We start from the raw sequence: 21,932 nt of genomic DNA on the forward strand, positions 1-21,932 counted from the left end.
CCCCAGAAAATATATATAATAGCTGGCATTGAGAGGAGGGATAAAACCCTAACCTATGACCAGAAACTTAATTAGTTTCGGATTCAGGAAATGTGCGTTTGAAGTCTTCTAGCAACTCGTCCATTTCCTCGAGAGCCTGATTTACATCAATTCGCAAAGGCCCTAAATTGGGTTTTTCCAATAACTTGAGTAGAGCCTCCCGTTTGCTCTCAATTAAGGCAACTCCCTCTCGGATCTTCTGTGAATCCATGGATTATCCTCTTGTCACCTAGTTAGATTTTCGATGATTTTAGCATCAAACTCAAGTTTTGTGTTCTGGTGATGTGAAAAAAAAAACCGGACTGGGGGACTGTAAATGATTGGGGTTGACGGGCAATTTTTTGGTAAAGTATTGATTGATGACAAAAATTGATAATTAGTTAATCTGATGTTGCGTAAAATTTCTCTGGCTCAAGTGGGTTTAGTGCTGGGTGGGTTAATTACTGTGGTGGGGTTTGTCGCCTATTTTGCTGACTATGCTACCCTGAACCTAGCGGGGTTTTTTTATGGGATTCCCCTATTATTGGGGGGACTAGCTCTGAAAGCGGCAGAAATTAAACCGATACCATTTTCTGAACCGACAACGCCAGAAGTCCTCAGCAAGCGGGAACAACAGGCGACCCCGACTCAAAATCAAGTGCGATCGGATGTGACCCGCTATCGTTATGGCCAATCTGCTCACCTGATTGATGCGATCGAACGCCTGAAGCTAGGAGGGAATGATGAGGAACACCCACAACTACAAGCCTTGCGGGAAGGGGTGGTTGATGGCAGTTATGCGCTCATTTTAGAATTTTACTCGCCTTTTGTGCCTCTATCGGTGTGGGAAGAGAAACAAAGCAAAATTGCTCAATTTTTTGGTCCGAATTTGCGGGTACAGGTGACTCAACCAGAAACTGATTGCGTGGATTTAATCATGATTGCTGATACGGAAAGCTAATTGAGGGCTAATCAATAGGCAAATTTGGGGTTAAATCCCATAGCTTTGGGGAACTGGTGTCTATGCTACCTATTCGGGATTGCCTTTTTCTAAACGTACTGCATACCACTGTAGATATTTTCCGGGTCCCAAATCAAGATCACAGCAGGTATTGATGAGATATTCGGCTTGCTGGGAGGGGGTGGGAAACTTTTGGAGCTCACGGGGGAGATCATCTTGTAGTTGGGCTAGAATAGCCTGTAACTTGTCTGTAAGTTCAGCGACAGTCATAAGTTGCTCGGGTTGGTTAGACTCCAAGACCACAAAGTGATCTTCCTGGTACATTAAAGAATCTGCCATAAAAAATTTTTACCAAATCTAAACATCAGCAGGACAATCTCTAGCATAATCATGGTACGATCATTTTGCTAGGATATCGAGAACCAGTGGGTGTGGCTTGGAATTTATGCTAAGTCAGGTTCAGCCTCGATGTTTTTTTGTTTTGACTGGCACTTCACCTTACTATGACAAGCCCTACATTTACCAAATCAGCGGAAAAGCTCTCTAAACTTGAAGCTATCAAAGAGCGCAGTAATCAACTGCGGGAGCCTTTAGCTACTGAACTGCTGAACGATCGCAACTATTTGACAGAGGATGCGGTTCAGATTCTCAAGTTTCATGGCTCCTACCAACAGGATAACCGAGATAATCGGGTTCCGGGACAAGAGAAAGATTATCAGTTTATGTTGCGAACCCGCAGCCCAGGCGGATTTATCCCCCCTGAACTTTATCAGACTCTGGATCATCTAGCGGATGAATACGGGAATGGGACACTGCGGACAACTACCCGCCAAGGGTTCCAACTCCATGGGATTCTCAAAAAGAACCTGAAAACGGTTCTCTCTAGCATTATCAAAAGCATGGGCTCGACTCTGGGTGCTTGTGGAGACTTGAACCGGAATGTGATGGCTCCTCCAGCCCCCTATTGCGATCGCCCTGAGTATGAGTATGCGAAAACCTACGCGAATTATATTGCGGATCTGCTGACTCCTCAGACTGGGGCTTATTATGAAATTTGGCTCGATGGGGAAAAAATAGTTAGTGCGGAGGAAAACCCGGAAGTCAAAGCGGCGCGCGATCGCAATGGTAATGGCACAATTTTCCATGAGGGGGAAGAGCCGATCTATGGCAAGCATTATATGCCCCGTAAGTTTAAGTGTGCGGTAACAGTCCCCGGAGATAACTCTGTTGATATTTATACCCAAGATGTGGGTTTGGTGGTCATAACTAATGCGGCGGGAGAATTGGAGGGATTTAACGTCCTAGCAGGCGGCGGTATGGGTAGAACTCACCGCAAGGAAGAAACCTTCCCCCGTATAGCTGATGAAATTGGCTATGTCGATCGCGCTGATATTTATGATTTGGTGAAGGCGATCGTAGCAACCCAGCGGGATTATGGCGATCGCACTAACCGCCGCCACGCGCGGATGAAATATTTAATTGAGGATTGGGGAGTTGACAAATTCCGCGCTCAGGTTGAGGATTATTTTGGCAAACCCCTAAAACCTTTTAAACCCCTGCCTCCCTGGAAATATCAAGATTACCTGGGATGGCATGAACAGGGCGACGGTAACTTATTTCTGGGTATCTCGGTAGAAAATGGTCGGGTGAAAGATGACGGGAGTTTCCGGCTGAAGGCGGCTTTACAGCAAATTAACCAAAAGTTTGAGTTGCCAATGTTAATTACAGGCAACCATAACATTATCCTGTATCAGATTTCGCCCAAACACCAAAAGACAATCGATCGCCTTCTGAAAGAACATGGGGTTTTGCCAGAAACAGAAATTGATCCTCTGGTCCGCTATGCCATGGCCTGTCCAGCTTTCCCGACTTGTGGATTAGCAATTACAGAATCTGAACGTGCAATCCCTGGTATCCTGGACCGGATTCGGGTATTGTTGGACAAGGTAGGGCTGGAACAGGAGCATTTTGTCGTTAGGATGACAGGATGTCCCAATGGATGTGCCAGACCCTACATGGCGGAACTGGGGTTCGTCGGTAGCGCTCCCGACACCTACCAGGTTTGGCTGGGAGGCTCTCCTAACCAAACGCGACTAGCTGAACCTTTTATGGAACGGCTGGCTCTATGTGACCTAGAAGCAGTTCTGGAGCCGATTTTTGTTGGCTTTAAACAGAATCGGCAACCGTCCGAGAGTTTTGGCGATTTTTGCCATCGTGTTGGTTTAGACTCCATCCGCACTTTTGTATCCAATTACCAAGTAGATTCCTCGATGAACATTGAGACGAAAGAAATCCCTGTCCCGACTTCCGTAGAAACACCCTCTAATGAGGCTCCCGCGCCCCAAGCTCCGGTCGATCCTAGCAAAATTCGACATCGGGTTAGTGTGCGTCATGACATCTATAGTCAACTAAAAGATGAGTCCAAACGCCAAAGCAAACCAATTGTGGAAATTGCTACCCAGGCGATTGAGGAGTACCTAGCTAAGGTGCGAGCTGAGTCCTAATTGCCTTTAATGGCAGATTAAGTAATCCCCACCCTACCAAAAGTCGGGTGGGGTCATTTTGTTAACAGAATTTCATGAGGGAACTTCAACGGATCGCGATCGCTTCTGAACAATTCCACGACCAACAAGTAGACCTGACTGCTGGACAACAGCATTATTTGGGTCGGGTTTTGCGCCTACAACCAGGCGATCGCTTTATTATTCTTGATGGTCGGGGGGGTTGGTGGCTGGCTATCTGGAAAGGCGGGCAAAATGCCACTGTAGTTGAACCGATAAGGATTAACAATGAGTTACCCATACCTGTGACTTTATGGGTGTCTATGCCTAAAGGAAGTGGCTTTGAGGAGATTGTGCGCTGTACTACGGAGTTGGGAGTGTCTCGTTTGGTTCCCATTATGAGCGCCCGCACTGTGGTTGTCCCTAGCCCTCAAAAACTAGCCCGCTGGCGACGTATTGCTACAGAGGCGGCGGAACAGTCAGAACGTCAGATCCTCCCGGAAATTACTGATCCACTATCGATACAGCAGGCTTGGGAAACCTTGTCAGACCAGGGAGAAGAGGTAGATAAATATATTTGTGTGGCTAGGGGAGATTTTCCCCACCTGTTGAATTGTTTGTTGGCTGCGAGAACGGGACAAGGAAAGGGTTATGTCTACAATTCCCTGCTTTTAGCTATTGGACCCGAAGGGGGATGGACAACACCAGAGGTTGAGGAGGCTATTAATAGGCGATTTCAGCCGGTGTCTCTGGGAAGCCGAATTTTGCGATCGGTCACAGCCCCCATGGTAGCTTTATCTCTGGTGGCTGCGGTCTCCGAAATGGATAATTATTAATTATTAATTATTAATTATTAATTGTTAATTTTGGCGATCGGTCACAGCCCCCATGGTAGCTTTATCTCTAGTAGCGGCGGTCTCCGAAATGGATAATTATTAATTATTAATTATTAATTATTAATTGTTAATTTTGGCGATCGGTCACAGCCCCCATGGTAGCTTTATCTCTAGTAGCGGCGGTCTCCGAAATGGATAATTATTAATTATTAATTATTAATTATTAATTATTAATTGTTAATTTTGGCGATCGGTCACAGCCCCCATGGTAGCTTTATCTCTAGTAGCGGCGGTCTCCGAAATGGATAATTATTAATTATTAATTATTAATTATTAATTATTAATTGTTAATTTTGGCGATCGGTCACAGCCCCCATGGTAGCTTTATCTCTGGTGGCTGCGGTCTCCGAAATGGATAATTATTAATTATTAATTATTAATTATTAATTGTTAATTTTGGCGATCGGTCACAGCCCCCATGGTAGCTTTATCTCTAGTAGCGGCGGTCTCCGAAATGGATAATTATTAATTATTAATTATTAATTATTAATTGTTAATTTTGGCGATCGGTCACAGCCCCCATGGTAGCTTTATCTCTAGTAGCGGCGGTCTCCGAAATGGATAATTATTAATTATTAATTATTAATTGTTAATTTTGGCGATCGGTCACAGCCCCCATGGTAGCTTTATCTCTAGTAGCGGCGGTCTCCGAAATGGATAATTATTAATTATTAATTATTAATTATTAATTATTAATTGTTAATTTTGGCGATCGCTCACAGCCCCCATGGTAGCTTTATCTCTGGTGGCTGCGGTCTCCGAAATGGATAATTATTAATTATTAATTGTTAATTGTTAATTGTTAATTGTCCGGCTTCTGATAAGCTCTAATCATGGCTTGGGTTCCTTGAGTAGAGCCTAAACCTTCATCCAAATTCTGAACTATTTTAAACAGGGTATCGGCTAATTTTACCCCTGGTAACTCCCTGGAAATAGCCTCTTGAACTAATCGCAAATCCTTAACCATGTGGCGAATCATAAAACCCGGAGCGAAATCATTGTTAGCTACCTTTTCCCCTAGGTTAGACAAAGCCCAAGACCCAGCGGCTCCGGTGCTGCATACCTCCACAATTAGTTGAGGGTCAATACCCTGATGTTCCGCTAGTAACATCGCCTCACATAGTCCAATCATGTTGAGGGAACATAGTACCTGATTACAGAGTTTGACAGCTTGACCGCTACCACTAGGACCACAATAGCGGATATTTTTACCCATTGTTTCTAACAAGGGTAGGCAGGTGTCAAAGCTATGGCGATCGCCACCCACCATAATAGTTAGAGTACCATTTTTCGCGCCGATATCTCCCCCGGAAACAGGTGCATCTAAAAACTGCATTTGATGGGATGCGATCGCCGAAGCGATCGGATGAACCGCCGCCGACCCAATAGTGCTAAAGTCTATAATGATCGCGCCCGGTTTAGCAAACTGAATCACCCCAAGGGAACCAAGGATGACTTCTTCCACGTCGGGAACATCTCCCACACAGGTACAGATCACCTCAGCTTCGGTCACAGCTTCTTCTATGCTATGGACGATTGTAGCACCTGCATCAGAGGCGATCGCCACACCAGGACGCGAGGGAGTACGATTCCATCCTTTCACATCATAACCACCTTGAGCGAGGTTAGCAGCCATATAGCCACCCATCACGCCAAGTCCCAAAAATGCAGTTTTAGTCACGAAATCCTTACCTCAATTTTTCAATATCTGTATTATTAGCTTGGGTAGTTTTCATATAGGAGAGTAACCAGTTAGCCATAGTAGCGCGCCGGGTTTGTCTCGGTCCAAAGTTTCCAATAGTGTAGCCTTTAAAGCCTAGTTCCTCTTTCAGGAGTTGTTTATTTTCTTTAGGTATCGACCGGGTGAGTTGAACAGTAGCCGGACGGCTTTCGATAAAGTCCGGGGGTTCTCGATATGTTTCTCGCCACTGTGTATCAACTTGAGTTATATCCCAGCGATCGCTTTGTTCGTCATAGCGATAACCAAGATAATACCAAACCAGTTGATTAACAGTGTTGTCCTCTATTTCCTCATTGAGAATCGCCCAAATCGTATCAGTATTTAGGGGGGGTAGTTCAGACATAACCTAGGTTGTAGTTTCCAGTTAATTACATGGGGGTAATGAGTTCTAAAGGTCCCAATCCAAACTCATCAGGAGAAACAGAGCGCAATTCAACCAATGCCATCATATCCTTAAAACCGGGCTGATCACTAGGGCTATCTGTCAACCCCATAGCAATAATTAAACCACACCAACCCTCAGTTTGGCTACAGCGTCTTTCCCAGTTTGTCCTAGCCCGCTGATGAGTTGGGTCATCCTCGATAAATTCCCCAAACAAATGCAACTCACCATTTTCTGTCTTCAAAATTCCCAGGTCATAATTCCGACCCTCAACTGGATCTTTCCCTGAGTTAAAACATATTCCCGCTAATCCTCCAGCCTCCTCCAAATTTTGAATTAGTGTTTTCGCCTCCGGCTCATAAGTTTGAATCAAAATCACAGGTAAACCATCCCCTTTCTGAGGAATATCCACATCAGAAGGCTGGTAGAACTCCGTATTGTTTCGCAAGTAATCCACCGTTTCCCAAGGAATTACACCCAAACTCAAAAATGATTTAGGTGGTATCAAATCATCTCGTAAGGTAGGGTAATCAAACTCCTCCTCGTCATCTTCCGCTGCTTTCACCATTTCCAGAAGTTCATCAGCCACCTCTGGTAAAGTTTTCACCTTCACCGAAATCATTTTGGTTTCAGGTGCATCAGGTACAGAACAAGATATGCGATAGCGTTTAGACAGCTCAGGAAATGAATCCTCATTTAATTTATAGCGAAAATCTCGTAAGAATCGGTGCAGTGCTTCCAAGGCTACCATCATCACCGTGGCTTCTTCTTCGTAGATGACCGATCGCAAACCTTCTAAGGGGTGTAAATTACCAAAGTTAGGTTCAATCTGCGATGCTGATAAAGTTTCCCAGATTACGTCCTCCTCCTCATCTTCTTCTGACAAAGGCTCAAAGGTGACAAACAGACAATCTTGAGTTAAAAATGCTTCTTCTAGGTTATCAAAAGGTCGGTCAGCAACAACTCTTTCTCGAAACCTTTTTAAAGATTCTAGGGAACGGTACATTAGCACCCCATAATCCATCCCTAACTTACCCAGTGTAGAAATGTAGATAGTTCCTACGTCTAAGTGATTGATTTCTATAGAAATAATTTGATGTTCCCCTAATTTATCCCAAGGTGCATCTTTCCAAATTTGCTCGGCTTTTTTGAGCAGGGGATCTACAAAGGCTTCGGGGAGTTGAGGGGGGCGACTTTCGGCTACTTCTTGGAGTCCCCTAAATATCTCATCAATTAGTGGTAAATCTGGTACATAGTCTATAACTATATCGAGTTCTTGTAGGACACCGCGCAGGAAAAACTGAATTTCGCGATCTTTGACCACAATTTTGTGAGGGCGGGCTGCTGGGGTAGGGCTTTGGGGATGTTCCATCGCCCTGAGTAAAGTTCGGACGATCGCTTCTGGGCCAATATTAGCCGATACCATATCCATTGACCGTACCATTCCCTGAGAACCGTCAACCCAAATGATGCAGTCATTATCAGCCTCTATATCTGTTTCCAAACTAGGTCGAGACTCGTGAGACATGGGACGGCGATCGCCCTCCCACACGCTAGGAATGGAGGGTAGTTTTTGTAAACGACGAAGGGTTGAACGATTGAGAAATGTCATTTAGATAATTTATAATATCGAGTAGTGCTACCAGATTAGGATTTTACACGATTCTCAGAACCAGGAAAGGACCCGCTCCGTTGAGAGTACCGGTTATTTGTCCCGGCTTTAGTCCCTAACTTAGATTGTATGACAAAATACCAAATTCGGGTAAATGCGATCGCGCCCAGATTAGATCTGGCTGTAGGACTGGGTTTCCGCCCCTAGCCCGGATCTCCTTGACCGCGATCTTAACACGATAAAAACTCGGGAGATTGGTAGCCCCGTCTCTTTATAGCGGGGCGGAAAAGCGACACGGCGGCTTTAGCCGCCATCAGGAATGGTGAGGGTCGTTAATGTAAGCTGTCACCTTAGCCGTGCTGACTTTCCCTGTAGCTTCGTAGTAATACGACCGAGTCCACAATGAAGGTAGCTTGCAGAGGTGAGGGAACTCCTGCCTGATCCGCCTAGATGAACGCCCCTTCATAACTTTGACTATTTGGTGAATGGCGACCTGAGAGCCGTGCTCTACCAGGATGTGAACGTGGTCAGGGGCTATTTCCAGAGCCTTGACCAGCCAGTCATTTTCTAGGGCAACCTCATTCAGTATTGCGGCAAGCCTCATCTTGACGTTGCCGACCAAAACCTTCTTCCGCCTTTTCGGAATCCAGACCAGGTGAACATGGGCCAGCCCTACCGAGTGGTTGCCGTGGCGGTAGTTGATTGACTCATCTCGCATTGTTGAAGGCTACCCATTTATCGACAATTCTAGTATACTTGTTTTATGGCTAAAACCTTTGCAGCACAAGTCAATCAACTCCCTGACGACCCTCCCCTGAGGGCCGCACTGGAGTATCTTGGCACGGCTTCAAATAACCTCTACAACTGCACGGTTTACCTGGCTAGGCAGTTGTATTTCAAGGCAGGTAAATTCTCGAATGGGCGCTGGCTATCGAGCCAGATGAAGCACAACGCCCACATGAAAGCGCTCTATACCAGCGCTGCACAGCAAACCTGTATCAGCGTGGGTGAGGCGTTCAAGGGCTACCGTGAGCTACTGAAGTTATGGCGCAGCGGTGGGCTGACTGAAAAGCCGAAGCCGCCCAATTACCGCAAGTCTGGCGGCATGTTTCAGCTTAGCTACCCTAGGCGGTGGCTGAGGCTGGTTGATGGTCAGGTTAGGGTGCCAATGGGAACGGCCTGCAAGGTCTGGTTTGACCTACCCGAAATCTTCCTGCCTTTCCCGTCAAACCTTGACTGGGAAAAGGTTAGAGAGGTGCAGATTGTTCCTCGTGCAGGCTACTTTGATGCCGTCTGGATCTGCGAAGCACCCCCCGTTGTGCCCGTGGTTCTAGACCCTGAGAAGTCGCTAGCCATTGATCACGGCATTGACAACTGGCTGACCTGTGTGGATAGCGAGGGCCATAGTTTGATTGTGGACGGCAAGCACCTGAAGGCGCTCAACCAGTTCTACAACAAACGGGTCGCCACCATCAAAGAGGGAAAGCCTCATGCCTTTTGGTGCAGGTTGCTAGATAAGCTCACGGGCAAGCGTAATCGCCAGATGCGGGATGCCGTCAACAAGGCAGATAGGCTAGTGGTCAATCACTGCCTGAAGCATGGCATTGGCACTGTGGTCTTTGGCTGGAATCAGGGGCAAAAAAACGGGGCCAGCATGGGCTGCCAAACCAACCAGAAATTTGTGCAGATTCCTACGGCAAGGCTGAAGAACCGAATAGCTCAGCTTTGCGAGGCCCACGGTATTTTGTTCGTTGAACAGGAGGAAAGTTATACGTCGCAAGCGTCCGCGTTAGACCTAGACAGTATTCCCGTTTACGGTGAAAAACCCGAGGGTTGGAAGGCTTCAGGTAGGCGCATTCGACGTGGAACCTATCGCTCTGCTGCTGGCGTTGAGGTCAATGCCGACTGCAACGGGGCGTGGAATATCGGTCGCAAAGCAAAAGTAACGGGGATGCAAGGCATCCCCGCAAGAGGCGTTTTGACTTCGCCTAGGCGTCTGAGAATTTGGGATCTTCCTGGTGTGTCGATCCTAACTCAGAAGTGCTGTAATCCCTCCGGGGAATCCCCGTCGCTTTAGCGCGGGGAGTAGTCAATCTCCCCCTTAGATTTGTTACAATCCTTGCTAGGATCAATAGATGGCAGGGTCGATTCGTGAGTTGAACTACCATACATTAATTAGCCCGGCTTTAAATTAGCTATGGAACCCCACGGGGAACTGTTTCAACAATAGTGTCTCCCATTCTGCCATGCTAAGGATAGCGTGCGAGACGTTTAGGATTGAAATAGGGCTGCAATGCCTGAAATAACCTCCTAGAGGGAGATAGACTGAATCAACCCAGTTTACCCCTTAACTGTTTATATGTTCCGACGCTCGGGCTGCAAACCGAGTAAGGCAGGAAACTCAAGGTCAATCCCATTTTAAGAAATCGCCAAATTTACCGTCCAGGTGAACTTAGGAGGAGTAAAATCCACTTGGGGCGATTATGGGAAAGAGTAAAGGCGGTAGCCACCCCCAGTTTTGGGAATCACAAACCCAGGATTGAAACGGGGAACGGAAGGCGTGAGGGAAAACCTATTCCCAATAATCCGACCACTGCCAACCATCCATGACTAAGGAAATCTGAATGTTCCGACTTGAACCATCGTCATTAGCAGGCAGCGAAATAGGTTGACACGCTGCGCCCAAAAGGGTAAGGGAAAAAGTAGGGTAATTCTATCATCACCTACACAGACCTTTAAAAGTACCCCGGTGGATAGGACAAGTCTAAAGATGGAATGCCCATATAAACGGAACGTTTAAACCCCTGTTAGGTTCTCGGCAAGTAAATCTTGTAGAGTAGTGAAAAGTGTAAGCGTATGGTGCGAGACGTTCGGGTATGAAATAGGGCTGAAATGCCCTAAATAACTACCCGGTGAGGATTCCAGCTCCGAATCTGGATATAAGGAGACCTCTCCTGAGCATCCTCATAACTGGTTATATCAAGTCCGGATAATCAATTATAGTAAAGTCTCGGTTTGAGGCCACCAATGAAAACTGGTCAAGCCTCGAATTAATTAGCGCTGTTTCCACAAACTTCGGCAGCGAGCACACAAGAGTTCCTCTAGCTGATCAAGATTCTCAAATGAACGATTGGCAATGGGTTCATCTACCAGAGGCCACAGTCTTTCTGCTGGTTGTAGTTCCGGGGAATGGGACGGTAGAAACATTAAATGCAGTCCTTCGGGTACTTTCAGATTCTTACTGATATGCCATCCGGCTTGATCAACCACTAACATAATGTGTTGATTTGGACCTAATTTAAATTCGGCAGCAAACTCCTGTAACACTCGACTAAATAGAGTTGTATTGACGTAAGGTATAATCCACCAATAAGTCTCTCCCGTTTCCGGTCTCACAAAACCATATAGCCATAACCACTCGAATTTCCAATTAATATGGGCGAGTGGTTGACAATCTTCCGCTACATAAATACGTCGCATCACCGGTTTGAGTCCCAGACGGTGTTCATCTTCGCTCCACAATTGCACCTGTGCATCAGGGTATCTCCGGCGAAGTCCCTCTAACTCCGTTACCAGTTTTTTTTTTCCAGGCTTGCTGCTCGTCTTCGTCACTTTCGATGTGAGCCGGTCTCGGTACACGAAGCCGAAATGTCATTTGTCGCAGAATCTCCCATCCCCTTTGTCGGCTAATTTTTCGTCCAGTTACTCCTGTCAACCAGTCTGCCACCTGGCGACCGTTCCACAGTCCCCCATCCGGCGCTGTTCCTTGCAGGGCTTGCCATAACTGAGCTTGAGTCACATCATCAATTAACGGTGGATGTCCGGGATTTCCTTTTCGGCGATCACCCAGCCCTTTTAATCCCAATTGGTTGTATCTCTTTACCAATTCATAAATCCAGATGCGACTGTAGCCCGTAATTTCTTGGACTTCCTCCGTGGTCTTCCCCTTAGCCAACAACCAAATAATTTGATATTGGCGACTTTCCAAGCCCTCTTGGGCTTGGTGATAAGCCCGGCCAAGTTCTTCGGTACTTAAGTGGGGAGCTATACTAATTCGTCTGGGCATAACGCAAGTTTGGCATTGGTCACTGATATTATAACCGATTAAGCGAACTTGATATTATATGTCCCGACGCTTAGGGAACTAAGCAAGGCAGGGAACTCAAGGTCATAAACGAACTGAGAAATCAGGGAGTAGAGAGTAACGGCGATAGCCACCCCCAGTTTTGGAAATCATAACTCCAGGATTGAAGCGGGGAACGGAAGGCGTGAGGTAGAACCTACTACCAAGACGCGACCACTGCCAACCATCTATGATTAGGAAGACCGAATGTCCGACTTGAACCATCGTAATACACTAGCAGCGAAATAGGTTGACACGCTGCGCTCAAAAGGGCAAGGGGAAAAGTAGGGGGTTCGTCCGACTACCTACACAGACCTTTAAAAGTACCCCGGTTCTGAGGACAAATCTAACGATGGAATGCCCATATAATCGGAACGTTGTAACCCCTCTAATGCTCTGCCTATAAACAAGTGAGTAATGCTATTCACAAGGCAGTAGTGAAAAATGTAAGCGCATGCTTAGAGGGTGAAGGATGTGACCAGAAGCTAAAGCCCAATTGTCATGGTTGGGATATGCCCACAGGTCACGGTGGGGATATAGATACTGCGGTCAGTAAGAATATAATGGCGAGGACGAGTTTAAAGACTACGTGGTGCATATAGCTCTGAACATCGAAGTAGAAAGCAGGTCTCTTGATTCTGCTCCTTTGACAAATAGGGTATCCACACCAGGAGCCGTGTGATGGGAAACTATCAAGCACGGTTCTGAATGGGAGAGGGTGAAGGTGACTTCACTCTCGACCCCTAACCCTATAAGGGGAAAGGATGTGACTGAAAGCCAATGCCTAACTGTAATGGTTGGGATATGCCCACTAGTCACGGTGTGGATATAGAGACTGCGATAAGTAAGAGTGCTTATGACGTGAGCGAGTTTAAAGACTACGTGGTGTATATAGCTCCCAAAGTTGAAGTCACAAAGCAGGGGGTAGTAACCCTGTTCCTACTGACAATAGGGTGTCCACATCAGGAGCCGTGTGATGTGAAAGTATCAAGCACGGTTTTGAATTGGAGTTGGGGGAGGTGACTTCCCTTTCGACCATAACAGGTAACGGTTCTCAATAGTCCGAGCCAGTCGTCAGACCCATCTCGATCTCTAGTTCACGCTTGGCGAAAATCATAAAAATCAAGGAGCTTAATTTAATCGCAGATTAGTTGAACCAATTAGGGCGATGCGCTACAATACCAAGTATGGGTGCGAGACCTTCGGGTATGAAATAGAGCTGAAATGGGCGAAATAACTACCCGGTGAGGACTTAAACCCCTTGCTTGATTGGGTCGCATCCCTGACCATCCCATAACACAGCCTGATTTTTTTGCCCACCTTCGAGACTTCCAATATGGTTGCCAAGGTGAAGCGTCTAATCAGGTCTAAGACTGCCCGCGCCATACTGACATGGGCGCATTATCGATTCAAACTAACCCTGAGACATCAAGCGCGGAAATAACTGAACAGTTGTAGATGTGACCGAAGAATACACCAGCAAAACCTGTACTCACTGTGGTCATGTTCATTCCCAGCTAGGTGGCTCAAAAGTGTTCCGATGTCCTGAGTGCGGGTTCACTCTACCACGGGACTTGAACGGTGCTTTTGGAATCTTTCTAAAAGCTTTGCGGGATACCGCCTCTGTTACCTTAACGGGTAATAGTGCTATCGTCGCATTGTCCAGGAACAACCGGAAAAATGTCGCGTAAATGTATCAGTTAGGAAAGCCAATGACACAAGCAACTGAGTCTAAAACCCCAACCCAAGGAATTCAGATGACTGATGCTGCTGTTCAGCAGGTGCTTTTCCTGCGCGAGAAGCAGGGTAGAGACCTCTGTTTACGGGTGGGTGTCCGTCAGGGGGGATGTTCTGGTATGTCCTACATGATGGATTTTATTGAACCCAATAACATCCAGGATACCGATGAGGTCTTCGACCATAATGGTTTTCAGGTTGTTTGTGATCCCAAGAGTTTGCTGTATATTTATGGTATGGTCCTTGACTACAGCAACGCTTTGATTGGGGGTGGGTTCCAATTTACTAATCCTAATGCTAGTCAAACCTGTGGCTGTGGTAAGTCCTTTGCTACTTGATTTTTGACGGACTACATCAGGTATGATTAAAGGCGATCGCAGATTGTAGTTAGACAATGGCGATCGCTTTGTAGTCTGTAATACTTGCTCTCTAACGATGAAAACTACTGAAGAACTGTTTAAGGAAGGATTTGAGCGTTATCAAGCTGGGGAAGCTATGGATACCTTAATCCCCGTGTTTCGTGAAGTGTGCGATCGCTCTCCTAAAAATAGTAACGCCTGGACTAGCCTAGCTTGGTTATACCTCCTTGCTGATAAACCTTCTGCGGCTTATAAAGCCGCCAAGTTAGCAGTTAAATTAAATCCCCACGACCCCCAAGCTAGGGTAAATTTAGCCGTATCGATGTTGGATTTACAAAAACCCGGGGTTCGTCCCCATGTAGAAATGGCTCAACAGATGATTATGGCTGATTCGGAGTGGCTAGAGGAAGTCAAAAAAAATTTGGACGATGGATTGACTCGCAAACCTGAATGGAAAAGTTTACTTAGGGTTAAACAATGGCTGCTAGAACTTTAGCAATACTAATTTGATGATATGCTAACATATAGCATCGCCAGTAATAGACCTGAAATTATCGGGTCTGTTCACGGCAATTCAAGTAAATTCCAGTTGAATAGGGCGACTGAGTAAATATTCCTACTAGGTAGCTCTTGAAACTCCTTTACAAAAAATAATATTATTTAACCAACAATTGGCAAAATAAATGATAAGATTTGGGAACTTCACGCATTAACAATCTTATTTGAAGTTAGCAGACCAATTTGATAACACAAGGAGTAGAAATAACTATGGGCAATGATAACGTAGAAATAACTATGGGCAATGATAACCAGGTTAATGATAACCAAGTTTACGTTAAGGCTGATACCCGCAATCATAAAGGCTTTTTTGTGCAGCAGGGTGCTTACAAGTTAAAAAACATTGAAGAGTCGGGCTGGGCGTTAATTTGCTTAGATTCCGTTTGCTACTATGTCGATCCTGATAATTTACAATCATCTCAGTCAGGGGAGAGTGCAGAATCTTAGAGTATTAAATACTAAGAGTATATACCTATAAATTAGATAAATTAGGCTGTCCTCACAGGTAAGGACAGCTATTTTTTTTTGGGGGGGGGTAACAATCAGTCAAATGAGTATGATTACTGATGGCGGTAGGGAAGTTGATCACCATACCAAATAGATTCTATCTGTTGAGCGATCGCCTGTGCTTCCTCTTGAAGAGTATGGATTGGGTCTTCAGTATCAATTAACACGGTGACATGACCCAGTTTACGACCCGGACGGGACTGAATTTTCCCATACCAGTGAACTTTAGCTTGAGGAATAGCAGCCAGTTGTTCCCGTTTAGCTAAATAGTCATTTTCCGCCAACTCAAACCCCAACAAATTCACCATCACCGCGCCGCCACATTTAAGGTCAGGATTTCCCAAAGGTAAACCAGAGACCGCCCGCAAATGTTGTTCAAATTGGGAGGTATGACAAGCATCAAGGCTAAAGTGACCGGAATTATGGGTGCGGGGGGCGATTTCATTCACCAAAACCTCCCCAGAAGCGGTCAGGAAAAACTCAATACCAAATAGCCCCACCACGTCTAAACCATGGAGAAGGGTATGGGCTAATCGATTAATTTGATCCTGTAAATGGGTGCTAATCTTAGCGGGGGCGATCACCCGATGACAAACCTGATCATGTTGGATAGTTTCCACGATGGGATAAATAGCGACATCTCCGGTGACTGACCGGGCGGCGATCGCTGCCAATTCCCGTTCAAAGGGGATAAACTCCTGTAGTAGCATGGGGGGATAATCAAACTTCGCCCAGGTAGCCTTCAAGGTAGCAGCATCAGGAATGATAAAGGTTCCCTGGCCATCATAACCATGCCGTCTAGCTTTGAGAACTACCGGATAACCCAAACCTTGTGTAATCTGAGGGTTAAGATCACCTTCAACCCGTGTTAGAGCCTCAAACCGAGGCACAGGCAAGCCTAAACCTTGTAATTGAGATAATTGCTCAAATTTATCTAACAGGGGTGCTAAAGCCTCCAGACGGGGGCGGAAACAGACCCCGGCTTCTGCCAATACCCGGAGGGCATCAAGATCAATAAACTCATTCTCAAAAGTAATGACATCGCAGCGTTTAGCTAACTCCTGAGTAGCGATCGCATCAGCAATATTTCCTAAAACCGTATCGGTGGCGATCGCCACAGCCGGATCACTATTATGGGGAGTTTGGACCACCAGAGACACCCCCAAATTCTTAGCCGCACTAGCCATCATCCAAGCTAATTGTCCGCCGCCAATGACACCAACGCGGGTAAGTGTTTGATTGGAAGGGGGGGGTATAAGGGTGACGTTCATCGTAAAAAACCTCCGCGACACTTGACGGTTTTATGTGATTAAAGCTGATCAATCTGTTTGGCTTGTTCAGGAAGACTTGCTTGTTGCTGACCCTGCGATCGCCATCTAGCATTAAGTAGACCTATGGGAGTCCCCACCACATCAACCCACTCACCGCGACCTATAATCGCCTTAGCACTATTGATGGGCAATTCCTTGACTATCCACCGCCCCAGGCTATATATATAGTCTTTAGGCTGCATTTGAGGCATTAAATCCACGCCGTGGATTTGGTGAAGATAGCGGTTGGATTCTCCATAGCGTCGCCACTGACTTTGTAATCCTTTGAGGGTGCTGCGGTGGCGATGTTTGACCTGTGCTTTTTCCATAAAGGCTAACTTGTAGCTGGTTTGCTGTTGAATGCGCCAACACAAATCAGCATCTCCCCCGGTGGTGAGATAGGGACGAAATAACCCCGTTTTTTGGAATGCGTCTCGTCGCACGGCTAAATTAGCGGTTTGACCGTAGGGATAAAAAGGGTGTGCGAGGGTGTGTTTTTGAGAAAGGGTATCTTGGCGGCTGGCGTGTTTTTCTAGGAGAGTGTTTCCGGGTAAAGCGATAATTTCCCCTGCTACTATGCCGATTTGATCATCTCCAAATGGTTGTACCAGGTTTTTTAACCATTCCGGTTCTGGGCGACAGTCAGCGTCGGTAAAGGCGATAATTTCGCCTCTGGCGGCGCGGATACCACGATTTCGGGCTGCGTAGGAACTTTGGATTTGATTTTCCGTCAGGGGTCGCAGGGGCAGGGTTGGATCTTGGGTAGCTGTTTGCAGAATTTCCCCAGTGCGATCGCTGCTGTTATTGTCTACTAGCAGATACTCAACCTGATTGGTTGGGTAAATTTGCGATCGCAAACAATCAATCAAATCTGGAAAATCCGCTTCGCCGTTATAGATAGGGATGACAACAGAAATATATGGCATAATAGGCAGTTCAAATTGAACTTTTTAACCACACAAGAAAATCCCTAACCAGCTATCAGAAAAACAACCCAAATTAGTAAGCCTTGTACACAGTAGAAACAGCCTACAACTTGAGTTTCTGACCAGCCAGAAAGTTCGAGGTGATGGTGAATTGGAGCCATTCTCAACAGACGTTTACCAACTCCGTTGGCATCTTTAGTCGCCTTGTAGTAGGTCACTTGGGCAATGACAGACAGGGTTTCGATTAAGAAAATCAAACTAATAATTAATAACACCCAGAGGGTATTAGTAATCAAAGCCACCCCAGCTAAGGCTCCCCCTAAAGCTAAGGCTCCTGTGTCTCCCATAAATACTTTAGCAGGGTTGCGGTTGTGGGAAACAAATCCTACACAAGCGCCGGACATACAGGCACAAAATAGGGCAATTTCTGGGTAAGTGGGGGCGAGATAGGCGGCCATTCCCAAAAAGGCGATCGCTCCTAATCCTCCCATTAAACCATCAACCCCATCAGTTAAGTTAGTGGCATTACTTTCCGCCACCTGAACGAATGTAGCGAGAGGCCAGAATAACACCCCTAGGGATAGAGTTAAGCCAAAGGGTAAGGCGATGTTAGATGCTACCGAAGCCTGATTGTAGGCTAACCAAATACAGAACAGCACTGCAAACAACACTTGCAGCGCCAATTTCATCTTAGCAGAGATACCTTTATTAGATTTTCGTCTCAAGATTTGCCAGTCATCTATGAACCCCACTAAACCAAAGGCAGCGGTGAGCGCACAAATTGCCATCACATTAGCATCAAATCCTGAGCCGGCTAGTGCGATCGCAATACCGACCGGAATAAAGAAAATCCCTCCCATGGTTGGGGTTCCCGCTTTCTTGAGGTGGGCTTGCGGACCGTCTTCCCGGATGAACTGTCCCGCTTTAATCCGGGTTAAGATAGGGATAATCCACTGTCCGGTCGCCGCCACGACCAAGGCGCAAATGGTAAACGGTACGAACAAGGAAATATTAGTAGGCCAGAGGTGGCTTACTGTCATATCCAAGCCAATGGCGAAAGCGCTCAATCCTAAACAAAGGAACAGTAATAAATACGATCCTGATAGTTGTAGGGACTTGGAGTTAGTAAATTTACTATCCACAGGTTTTTCAATCAATCCTCAACACCAAAAACTTTGTAGGCAAATACAATTTGCACTAGGGTAACTTATGAGTCCCCATTGATAAATCTTCCTCAGTCGATACCCGCACTCAATCGCTACTCCGATTAGTGGCACTGTTCCTTAGTCTTCGTCGATTTCATCATCGCTTTCATCCTCATCAACATAAGAAGGATCATCAACCATGAGTTCTGATATTTCTTCTTCGTCGGGCCTGTAACTATTCACAGGTTCCTGAACAGTGTCTCGCGGAATCAAGCGCCCAGTCTGGGTTAGCCAGTCTAACAGGGAAACCTGCTGTTTAGATGGAATCACATCAGCGGGTTCATGGCTTGGGGTTTCGCGCAAAGAGGGATTTTGCATAGGTTTTGGTTTCGTGATTCAGTTTACCCCGGCTAAGAGTCTTGGGAGTCATCCCCTCGACTCTATTGCGCCTGAGTTAGTTTACTGTGGCTCCTATATGTTTATTAGGCAGAAAGTACCAATAGAGATCCATATTGAAGCCGTCCATAATTTACCACGATTCCTAAAACAATCTACATGATTTGACCAAATTTTCCGCACTCCCACCCGTAAATCCTTCTACCCAAACCCGGGAAGAGGTTGCGGAGTTCTACGCCTGGTGCTGCTGAGGGTCTAGCTGTTGGGGATAAGAAACTACAGATAATTGATTGATTTTTGTATATCCTGATTTGCAGGTAGCCGAATGGGTCGCCCTTTTTGTTTAAATGGCATGATGCAAATCTTCGGGTTTCAGGTGGGAATGAATCACCTGACCATCTTTAAACCAAACTACCCTTTTGGTTTGGCGGGCTACATCGGGTTCGTGAGTTACCATAACTACAGTCATGCCGCTGTTATTCATTTCGGTGAAAATATCCATGACTTCCTGGGTGGTTTTGGAGTCTAAAGCTCCTGTGGGTTCGTCTGCTAGTAATAATACTGGACGGTTGACAATGGCGCGGGCGATCGCCACCCTTTGCTGTTGTCCCCCAGATAGTTGGTTGGGTTTGTTGTGCATACGATTTTCTAAACCTACCCTAATTAGGGCCTCTGTGGCTCGTTCTCGCCTTTCCTTGGCGGAAATTCCCGCGTAGAGCATTGGTAACATCACATTATCGAGGGCTGTCATTTGTGCCAGAAGGTGGAATTGCTGAAACACAAAACCAATTTTTAGGTTCCGAATTTTGGCTAGTTCCCCTTCATTCATTTGGGCGACACCTACCCCGTCTAATTGATAAGAACCTGAACTAGGACGATCTAAACAGCCGATAATGTTCATGGCTGTGGATTTTCCTGAACCGGACGCTCCCATAATTGAGCAGTATTCTCCTGGTTCTACCGTCAGGCTCACACCATTTAAGGCTTTAACTTCTATGTCTCCCATTCCATAAACTTTGCTCACTCCTTCTAAATGCACGATCGCTTTTGGTGACTCATTTTGAGATTTATTCCCAATCTCTCTCGGAAAGGTTTTCATAATCTTTGCTTATATTAAGTTTTGTAACAAAATTATCGCCCCCGCCGATAGGGGGATGGGAGGGGGTTGCTTAGTTGAGCATCTTGTGCTATTATTAGATAATCGAGATATTTGCAATTTTTTTATTTAGGTCAATATTTCCATTATTTAACTTGCCACTTTCATCCTAGCAGTTTTCCCCCGTCCTGTCAACCCCCTGGGCGCGGCGCGAGATTTGTTAATTTATATTAAGTTTTGTAACAAAATTATCGCCCCCGCCGATAGGGGGATGGGAGGGGGTTGCTTAGTTGAGCATCTTGTGCTATTATTAGATAATTGAGATATTTGCAATTTTTTTTATTTAGGTCAATATTTCCATTATCTAACTTGCCACTTTCATCCTAGCAGTTTTCCCCCGTCCTGTCAACCCCCTGGGCGCGGCGCGAGATTTGTTAATTTATATTAAGTTTTGTAACAAAATTATCGCCCCCGCCGATAGGGGGATGGGAGGGGGTTGCTTAGTTGAGCATCTTGTGCTATTATTAGATAATCGAGATATTTGCAATTTTTTTATTTAAGTTAATATTTCGATTATGTAACTTGCCACTTTCATCGTAGCAGTTTTCCCCCGTCCTGTCAACCCCCTGGGCGCGGCGGGAGGTGGGCTGAATAAAAAATCAACAAAAAAAGGGGACTAGGGAGAGGGAGAGGAAGAAGAAGACGAAGTAGTAGGTGCAAACTCTGCGAGGATATGGGTTAGGGTAGGAAAGCGGGTAATTTCGCCGAAGGTAGAGGGACTAACAGGGTTTTGGTAAGTAAAATGGCGGTAATTCAAACAAAAGCGGTCCCAGTCAGCCATTTGTACGCGAAATACAATGATGAAAAAATTAGCCAACCACAGAGAGAGAGAAATGGAGAAATAGATAGATTTGTGATAGTAGGCACAAGTTTCGGCGATCGCCTGATTTAATGTCAAGGGTGGGTTTCCTAAAACCAGCCATTCAGGTTGTGGAGACTGTGGGGGATGATTAACTAAATATTGGACAACTGTAGCAATATCGGCGGCGTGGACAAAATGAAAACTCGCATCAGCTTTAAACCAGCGAATCAGATTAATCCAGCTTACCACCTGTGGTAGACCAGAGGAAAGATGGGAATAGGGTTTATCCGTATCTCCCCCCAAAACCAGGGTAGGGAAGAGAACCCGCAAGGGGGGAAAATCAGGATAGTTTTGGGAAATCTGCTGCAAACAATGATATTTTGAGCTAATATAATCGGTGCCAATTTCTCCAGCTTCGGGGATGAGTTGATTTTGGCGGTCAAGGACACTGGCTGTAGAGAAATAAATGACTTGCTGACAGCGTTGATGATCGAGGGATTTGAGTAAGTGGTGGGTACTGGTTATATTAACATCAAAGACTTCAGGTTTTCCGCCCCATGATGTGGCTGCCAAAATGGCGATATCAATGGTTTTTAATAAGTCGGAGAATTTATCAATCTCTCGCAAATCACCTAATAAAATGTGAATATCTGGTCGTTTTTGATAATCAAAGCCTAGCTTGTCTGGATTACGAACAAAAAAGTACAGTTCATAATTAGTGTGATTAATTAAACTTTCGGCGATATAGTGACCAATGCAGCCACTAGCACCAGTGATGAAAACTCTTTTGGTCATAACAAAA

At 45.8% G+C, this 21,932-nt stretch carries 21 protein-coding genes and 2 pseudogenes; 8 read left to right on the forward strand and 15 right to left on the reverse strand.

Going from position 1 to position 21,932, the window contains the following annotated elements; all coding sequences use genetic code 11:
• Positions 1-67: 67 nt before the first annotated feature.
• Positions 68-250, reverse strand: coding sequence for a hypothetical protein (locus tag HFV01_RS00110; RefSeq protein ID WP_006623056.1), 183 nt, complete (start codon positions 248-250; stop codon positions 68-70).
• A gap of 177 nt (positions 251-427) precedes the next feature.
• Here HFV01_RS00110 and HFV01_RS00115 point away from each other — a divergent pair, with 177 nt between their 5' ends.
• Positions 428-979, forward strand: a complete 552-nt coding sequence (locus HFV01_RS00115) for a DUF2854 domain-containing protein (protein WP_006623057.1) — start codon at positions 428-430, stop codon at positions 977-979.
• Between the two features lie 69 nt (positions 980-1,048).
• Here HFV01_RS00115 and HFV01_RS00120 read toward each other — a convergent pair whose 3' ends face one another.
• On the reverse strand, positions 1,049-1,318 hold the full coding sequence (locus HFV01_RS00120) for a CRR7 family NDH-1 assembly protein (protein ID WP_006623058.1): 270 nt from the start codon (positions 1,316-1,318) through the stop codon (positions 1,049-1,051).
• 164 nt (positions 1,319-1,482) lie between these two features.
• Here HFV01_RS00120 and sir point away from each other — a divergent pair, with 164 nt between their 5' ends.
• Positions 1,483-3,483, forward strand: a complete 2,001-nt coding sequence (gene sir / locus HFV01_RS00125) for a sulfite reductase, ferredoxin dependent (RefSeq protein WP_006623059.1) — start codon at positions 1,483-1,485, stop codon at positions 3,481-3,483.
• 74 nt (positions 3,484-3,557) lie between these two features.
• Entirely contained in the window at positions 3,558-4,316 is a 759-nt protein-coding gene (locus HFV01_RS00130; protein ID WP_006668331.1) for a 16S rRNA (uracil(1498)-N(3))-methyltransferase, read from the forward strand.
• 862 nt (positions 4,317-5,178) lie between these two features.
• Here the strand turns inward: HFV01_RS00130 and HFV01_RS00135 are convergent.
• From HFV01_RS00135 to tnpA, 4 genes are all read right to left on the reverse strand, one after another.
• The gene (locus HFV01_RS00135) at positions 5,179-6,057 is read right to left on the reverse strand and encodes an NAD(P)-dependent oxidoreductase (RefSeq protein WP_006623061.1); all 879 of its coding nucleotides are present in this window, start codon (positions 6,055-6,057) and stop codon (positions 5,179-5,181) included.
• A 7-nt stretch (positions 6,058-6,064) separates the two neighbouring features.
• Complete coding sequence (locus HFV01_RS00140; protein WP_006623062.1) at positions 6,065-6,460, reverse strand: DUF1823 family protein; 396 nt, start codon at positions 6,458-6,460, stop codon at positions 6,065-6,067.
• Between the two features lie 25 nt (positions 6,461-6,485).
• Entirely contained in the window at positions 6,486-8,111 is a 1,626-nt protein-coding gene (locus tag HFV01_RS00145) for a DUF6930 domain-containing protein (protein ID WP_006668332.1), read from the reverse strand.
• A gap of 313 nt (positions 8,112-8,424) precedes the next feature.
• The gene (tnpA, locus tag HFV01_RS00150; protein WP_035759030.1) at positions 8,425-8,829 is read right to left on the reverse strand and encodes an IS200/IS605 family transposase; all 405 of its coding nucleotides are present in this window, start codon (positions 8,827-8,829) and stop codon (positions 8,425-8,427) included.
• A 45-nt stretch (positions 8,830-8,874) separates the two neighbouring features.
• Between tnpA and HFV01_RS00155 the strand changes: the two genes are divergently transcribed.
• On the forward strand, positions 8,875-10,188 hold the full coding sequence (locus tag HFV01_RS00155) for an RNA-guided endonuclease InsQ/TnpB family protein (protein ID WP_193520723.1): 1,314 nt from the start codon (positions 8,875-8,877) through the stop codon (positions 10,186-10,188).
• Between the two features lie 404 nt (positions 10,189-10,592).
• On the opposite strand, the gene HFV01_RS29980 is transcribed toward HFV01_RS00155, so the two are convergent.
• From HFV01_RS29980 to HFV01_RS00165, 3 genes and pseudogenes are all read right to left on the reverse strand, one after another.
• Positions 10,593-10,715, reverse strand: coding sequence for a hypothetical protein (locus HFV01_RS29980; RefSeq protein WP_006623065.1), 123 nt, complete (start codon positions 10,713-10,715; stop codon positions 10,593-10,595).
• Between the two features lie 450 nt (positions 10,716-11,165).
• Positions 11,166-12,177: pseudogene (locus HFV01_RS00160) on the reverse strand (IS630-like element ISAtsp4 family transposase).
• A 102-nt stretch (positions 12,178-12,279) separates the two neighbouring features.
• Positions 12,280-12,459: a hypothetical protein gene (locus tag HFV01_RS00165; protein ID WP_008050473.1), complete on the reverse strand. Its 180-nt coding sequence runs from the start codon at positions 12,457-12,459 to the stop codon at positions 12,280-12,282.
• 1,072 nt (positions 12,460-13,531) lie between these two features.
• Between HFV01_RS00165 and HFV01_RS00170 the strand changes: the two are divergent.
• From HFV01_RS00170 to HFV01_RS00185, 4 genes and pseudogenes are all read left to right on the forward strand, one after another.
• Positions 13,532-13,925, forward strand: a pseudogene (locus HFV01_RS00170) (zinc ribbon domain-containing protein); the annotation flags it as partial.
• A gap of 21 nt (positions 13,926-13,946) precedes the next feature.
• Positions 13,947-14,309, forward strand: coding sequence for a HesB/IscA family protein (locus HFV01_RS00175; protein WP_006668338.1), 363 nt, complete (start codon positions 13,947-13,949; stop codon positions 14,307-14,309).
• Between the two features lie 97 nt (positions 14,310-14,406).
• Positions 14,407-14,826 carry a tetratricopeptide repeat protein gene (locus HFV01_RS00180; RefSeq protein WP_006623072.1) on the forward strand — a complete coding sequence of 140 codons (420 nt, stop codon included), beginning with the start codon at positions 14,407-14,409 and terminating at the stop codon, positions 14,824-14,826.
• 272 nt (positions 14,827-15,098) lie between these two features.
• The gene (locus HFV01_RS00185) at positions 15,099-15,335 is read left to right on the forward strand and encodes a hypothetical protein (RefSeq protein ID WP_006619724.1); all 237 of its coding nucleotides are present in this window, start codon (positions 15,099-15,101) and stop codon (positions 15,333-15,335) included.
• 113 nt (positions 15,336-15,448) lie between these two features.
• Here HFV01_RS00185 and HFV01_RS00190 read toward each other — a convergent pair whose 3' ends face one another.
• The 6 genes from HFV01_RS00190 to HFV01_RS00215 form a co-directional block, all read right to left on the reverse strand.
• Positions 15,449-16,666, reverse strand: coding sequence for a 5-(carboxyamino)imidazole ribonucleotide synthase (locus HFV01_RS00190; protein ID WP_006668339.1), 1,218 nt, complete (start codon positions 16,664-16,666; stop codon positions 15,449-15,451).
• A 38-nt stretch (positions 16,667-16,704) separates the two neighbouring features.
• Complete coding sequence (locus tag HFV01_RS00195; RefSeq protein WP_006623074.1) at positions 16,705-17,631, reverse strand: glycosyltransferase family 2 protein; 927 nt, start codon at positions 17,629-17,631, stop codon at positions 16,705-16,707.
• Positions 17,632-17,675: 44 nt separating this feature from the next.
• Positions 17,676-18,773 carry a phospho-N-acetylmuramoyl-pentapeptide-transferase gene (gene mraY, locus HFV01_RS00200; RefSeq protein WP_006668340.1) on the reverse strand — a complete coding sequence of 366 codons (1,098 nt, stop codon included), beginning with the start codon at positions 18,771-18,773 and terminating at the stop codon, positions 17,676-17,678.
• Between the two features lie 141 nt (positions 18,774-18,914).
• Complete coding sequence (locus HFV01_RS00205; protein WP_006623076.1) at positions 18,915-19,154, reverse strand: DUF3134 domain-containing protein; 240 nt, start codon at positions 19,152-19,154, stop codon at positions 18,915-18,917.
• Positions 19,155-19,515: 361 nt separating this feature from the next.
• Complete coding sequence (locus tag HFV01_RS00210; protein ID WP_006623077.1) at positions 19,516-20,271, reverse strand: ABC transporter ATP-binding protein; 756 nt, start codon at positions 20,269-20,271, stop codon at positions 19,516-19,518.
• A gap of 673 nt (positions 20,272-20,944) precedes the next feature.
• A complete protein-coding gene (locus HFV01_RS00215; RefSeq protein WP_006668341.1) occupies positions 20,945-21,925 on the reverse strand; it encodes an NAD-dependent epimerase/dehydratase family protein in 981 nt (326 codons plus the stop codon).
• Positions 21,926-21,932: the final 7 nt, after the last annotated feature.

Origin of the sequence: Limnospira fusiformis SAG 85.79 (genome assembly GCF_012516315.1) — a bacterium.
Lineage (GTDB): Bacteria > Cyanobacteriota > Cyanobacteriia > Cyanobacteriales > Microcoleaceae > Limnospira > Limnospira fusiformis.

Excerpts from the sequence above, each read along its gene's own strand:
- tnpA (WP_035759030.1), bottom strand. The coding sequence starts at position 8,829 with ATGCGAGATGAGTCAATCAACTACCGCCACGGCAACCACTCGGTAGGG.
- sir (WP_006623059.1), top strand. The coding sequence starts at position 1,483 with ATGACAAGCCCTACATTTACCAAATCAGCGGAAAAGCTCTCTAAACTT.
- HFV01_RS00145 (WP_006668332.1), bottom strand. The coding sequence starts at position 8,111 with ATGACATTTCTCAATCGTTCAACCCTTCGTCGTTTACAAAAACTACCC.
- HFV01_RS00215 (WP_006668341.1), bottom strand. The coding sequence starts at position 21,925 with ATGACCAAAAGAGTTTTCATCACTGGTGCTAGTGGCTGCATTGGTCAC.
- HFV01_RS00185 (WP_006619724.1), top strand. The coding sequence starts at position 15,099 with ATGGGCAATGATAACGTAGAAATAACTATGGGCAATGATAACCAGGTT.
- HFV01_RS00175 (WP_006668338.1), top strand. The coding sequence starts at position 13,947 with ATGACACAAGCAACTGAGTCTAAAACCCCAACCCAAGGAATTCAGATG.
- HFV01_RS00140 (WP_006623062.1), bottom strand. The coding sequence starts at position 6,460 with ATGTCTGAACTACCCCCCCTAAATACTGATACGATTTGGGCGATTCTC.
- HFV01_RS00165 (WP_008050473.1), bottom strand. The coding sequence starts at position 12,459 with ATGGTTCAAGTCGGACATTCGGTCTTCCTAATCATAGATGGTTGGCAG.
- HFV01_RS00180 (WP_006623072.1), top strand. The coding sequence starts at position 14,407 with ATGAAAACTACTGAAGAACTGTTTAAGGAAGGATTTGAGCGTTATCAA.
- HFV01_RS00195 (WP_006623074.1), bottom strand. The coding sequence starts at position 17,631 with ATGCCATATATTTCTGTTGTCATCCCTATCTATAACGGCGAAGCGGAT.
- HFV01_RS00155 (WP_193520723.1), top strand. The coding sequence starts at position 8,875 with ATGGCTAAAACCTTTGCAGCACAAGTCAATCAACTCCCTGACGACCCT.
- HFV01_RS00120 (WP_006623058.1), bottom strand. The coding sequence starts at position 1,318 with ATGGCAGATTCTTTAATGTACCAGGAAGATCACTTTGTGGTCTTGGAG.
- HFV01_RS00130 (WP_006668331.1), top strand. The coding sequence starts at position 3,558 with ATGAGGGAACTTCAACGGATCGCGATCGCTTCTGAACAATTCCACGAC.
- HFV01_RS00210 (WP_006623077.1), bottom strand. The coding sequence starts at position 20,271 with ATGAAAACCTTTCCGAGAGAGATTGGGAATAAATCTCAAAATGAGTCA.
- HFV01_RS00110 (WP_006623056.1), bottom strand. The coding sequence starts at position 250 with ATGGATTCACAGAAGATCCGAGAGGGAGTTGCCTTAATTGAGAGCAAA.
- HFV01_RS00190 (WP_006668339.1), bottom strand. The coding sequence starts at position 16,666 with ATGAACGTCACCCTTATACCCCCCCCTTCCAATCAAACACTTACCCGC.
- HFV01_RS29980 (WP_006623065.1), bottom strand. The coding sequence starts at position 10,715 with ATGGTTGGCAGTGGTCGGATTATTGGGAATAGGTTTTCCCTCACGCCT.
- HFV01_RS00115 (WP_006623057.1), top strand. The coding sequence starts at position 428 with ATGTTGCGTAAAATTTCTCTGGCTCAAGTGGGTTTAGTGCTGGGTGGG.
- HFV01_RS00205 (WP_006623076.1), bottom strand. The coding sequence starts at position 19,154 with ATGCAAAATCCCTCTTTGCGCGAAACCCCAAGCCATGAACCCGCTGAT.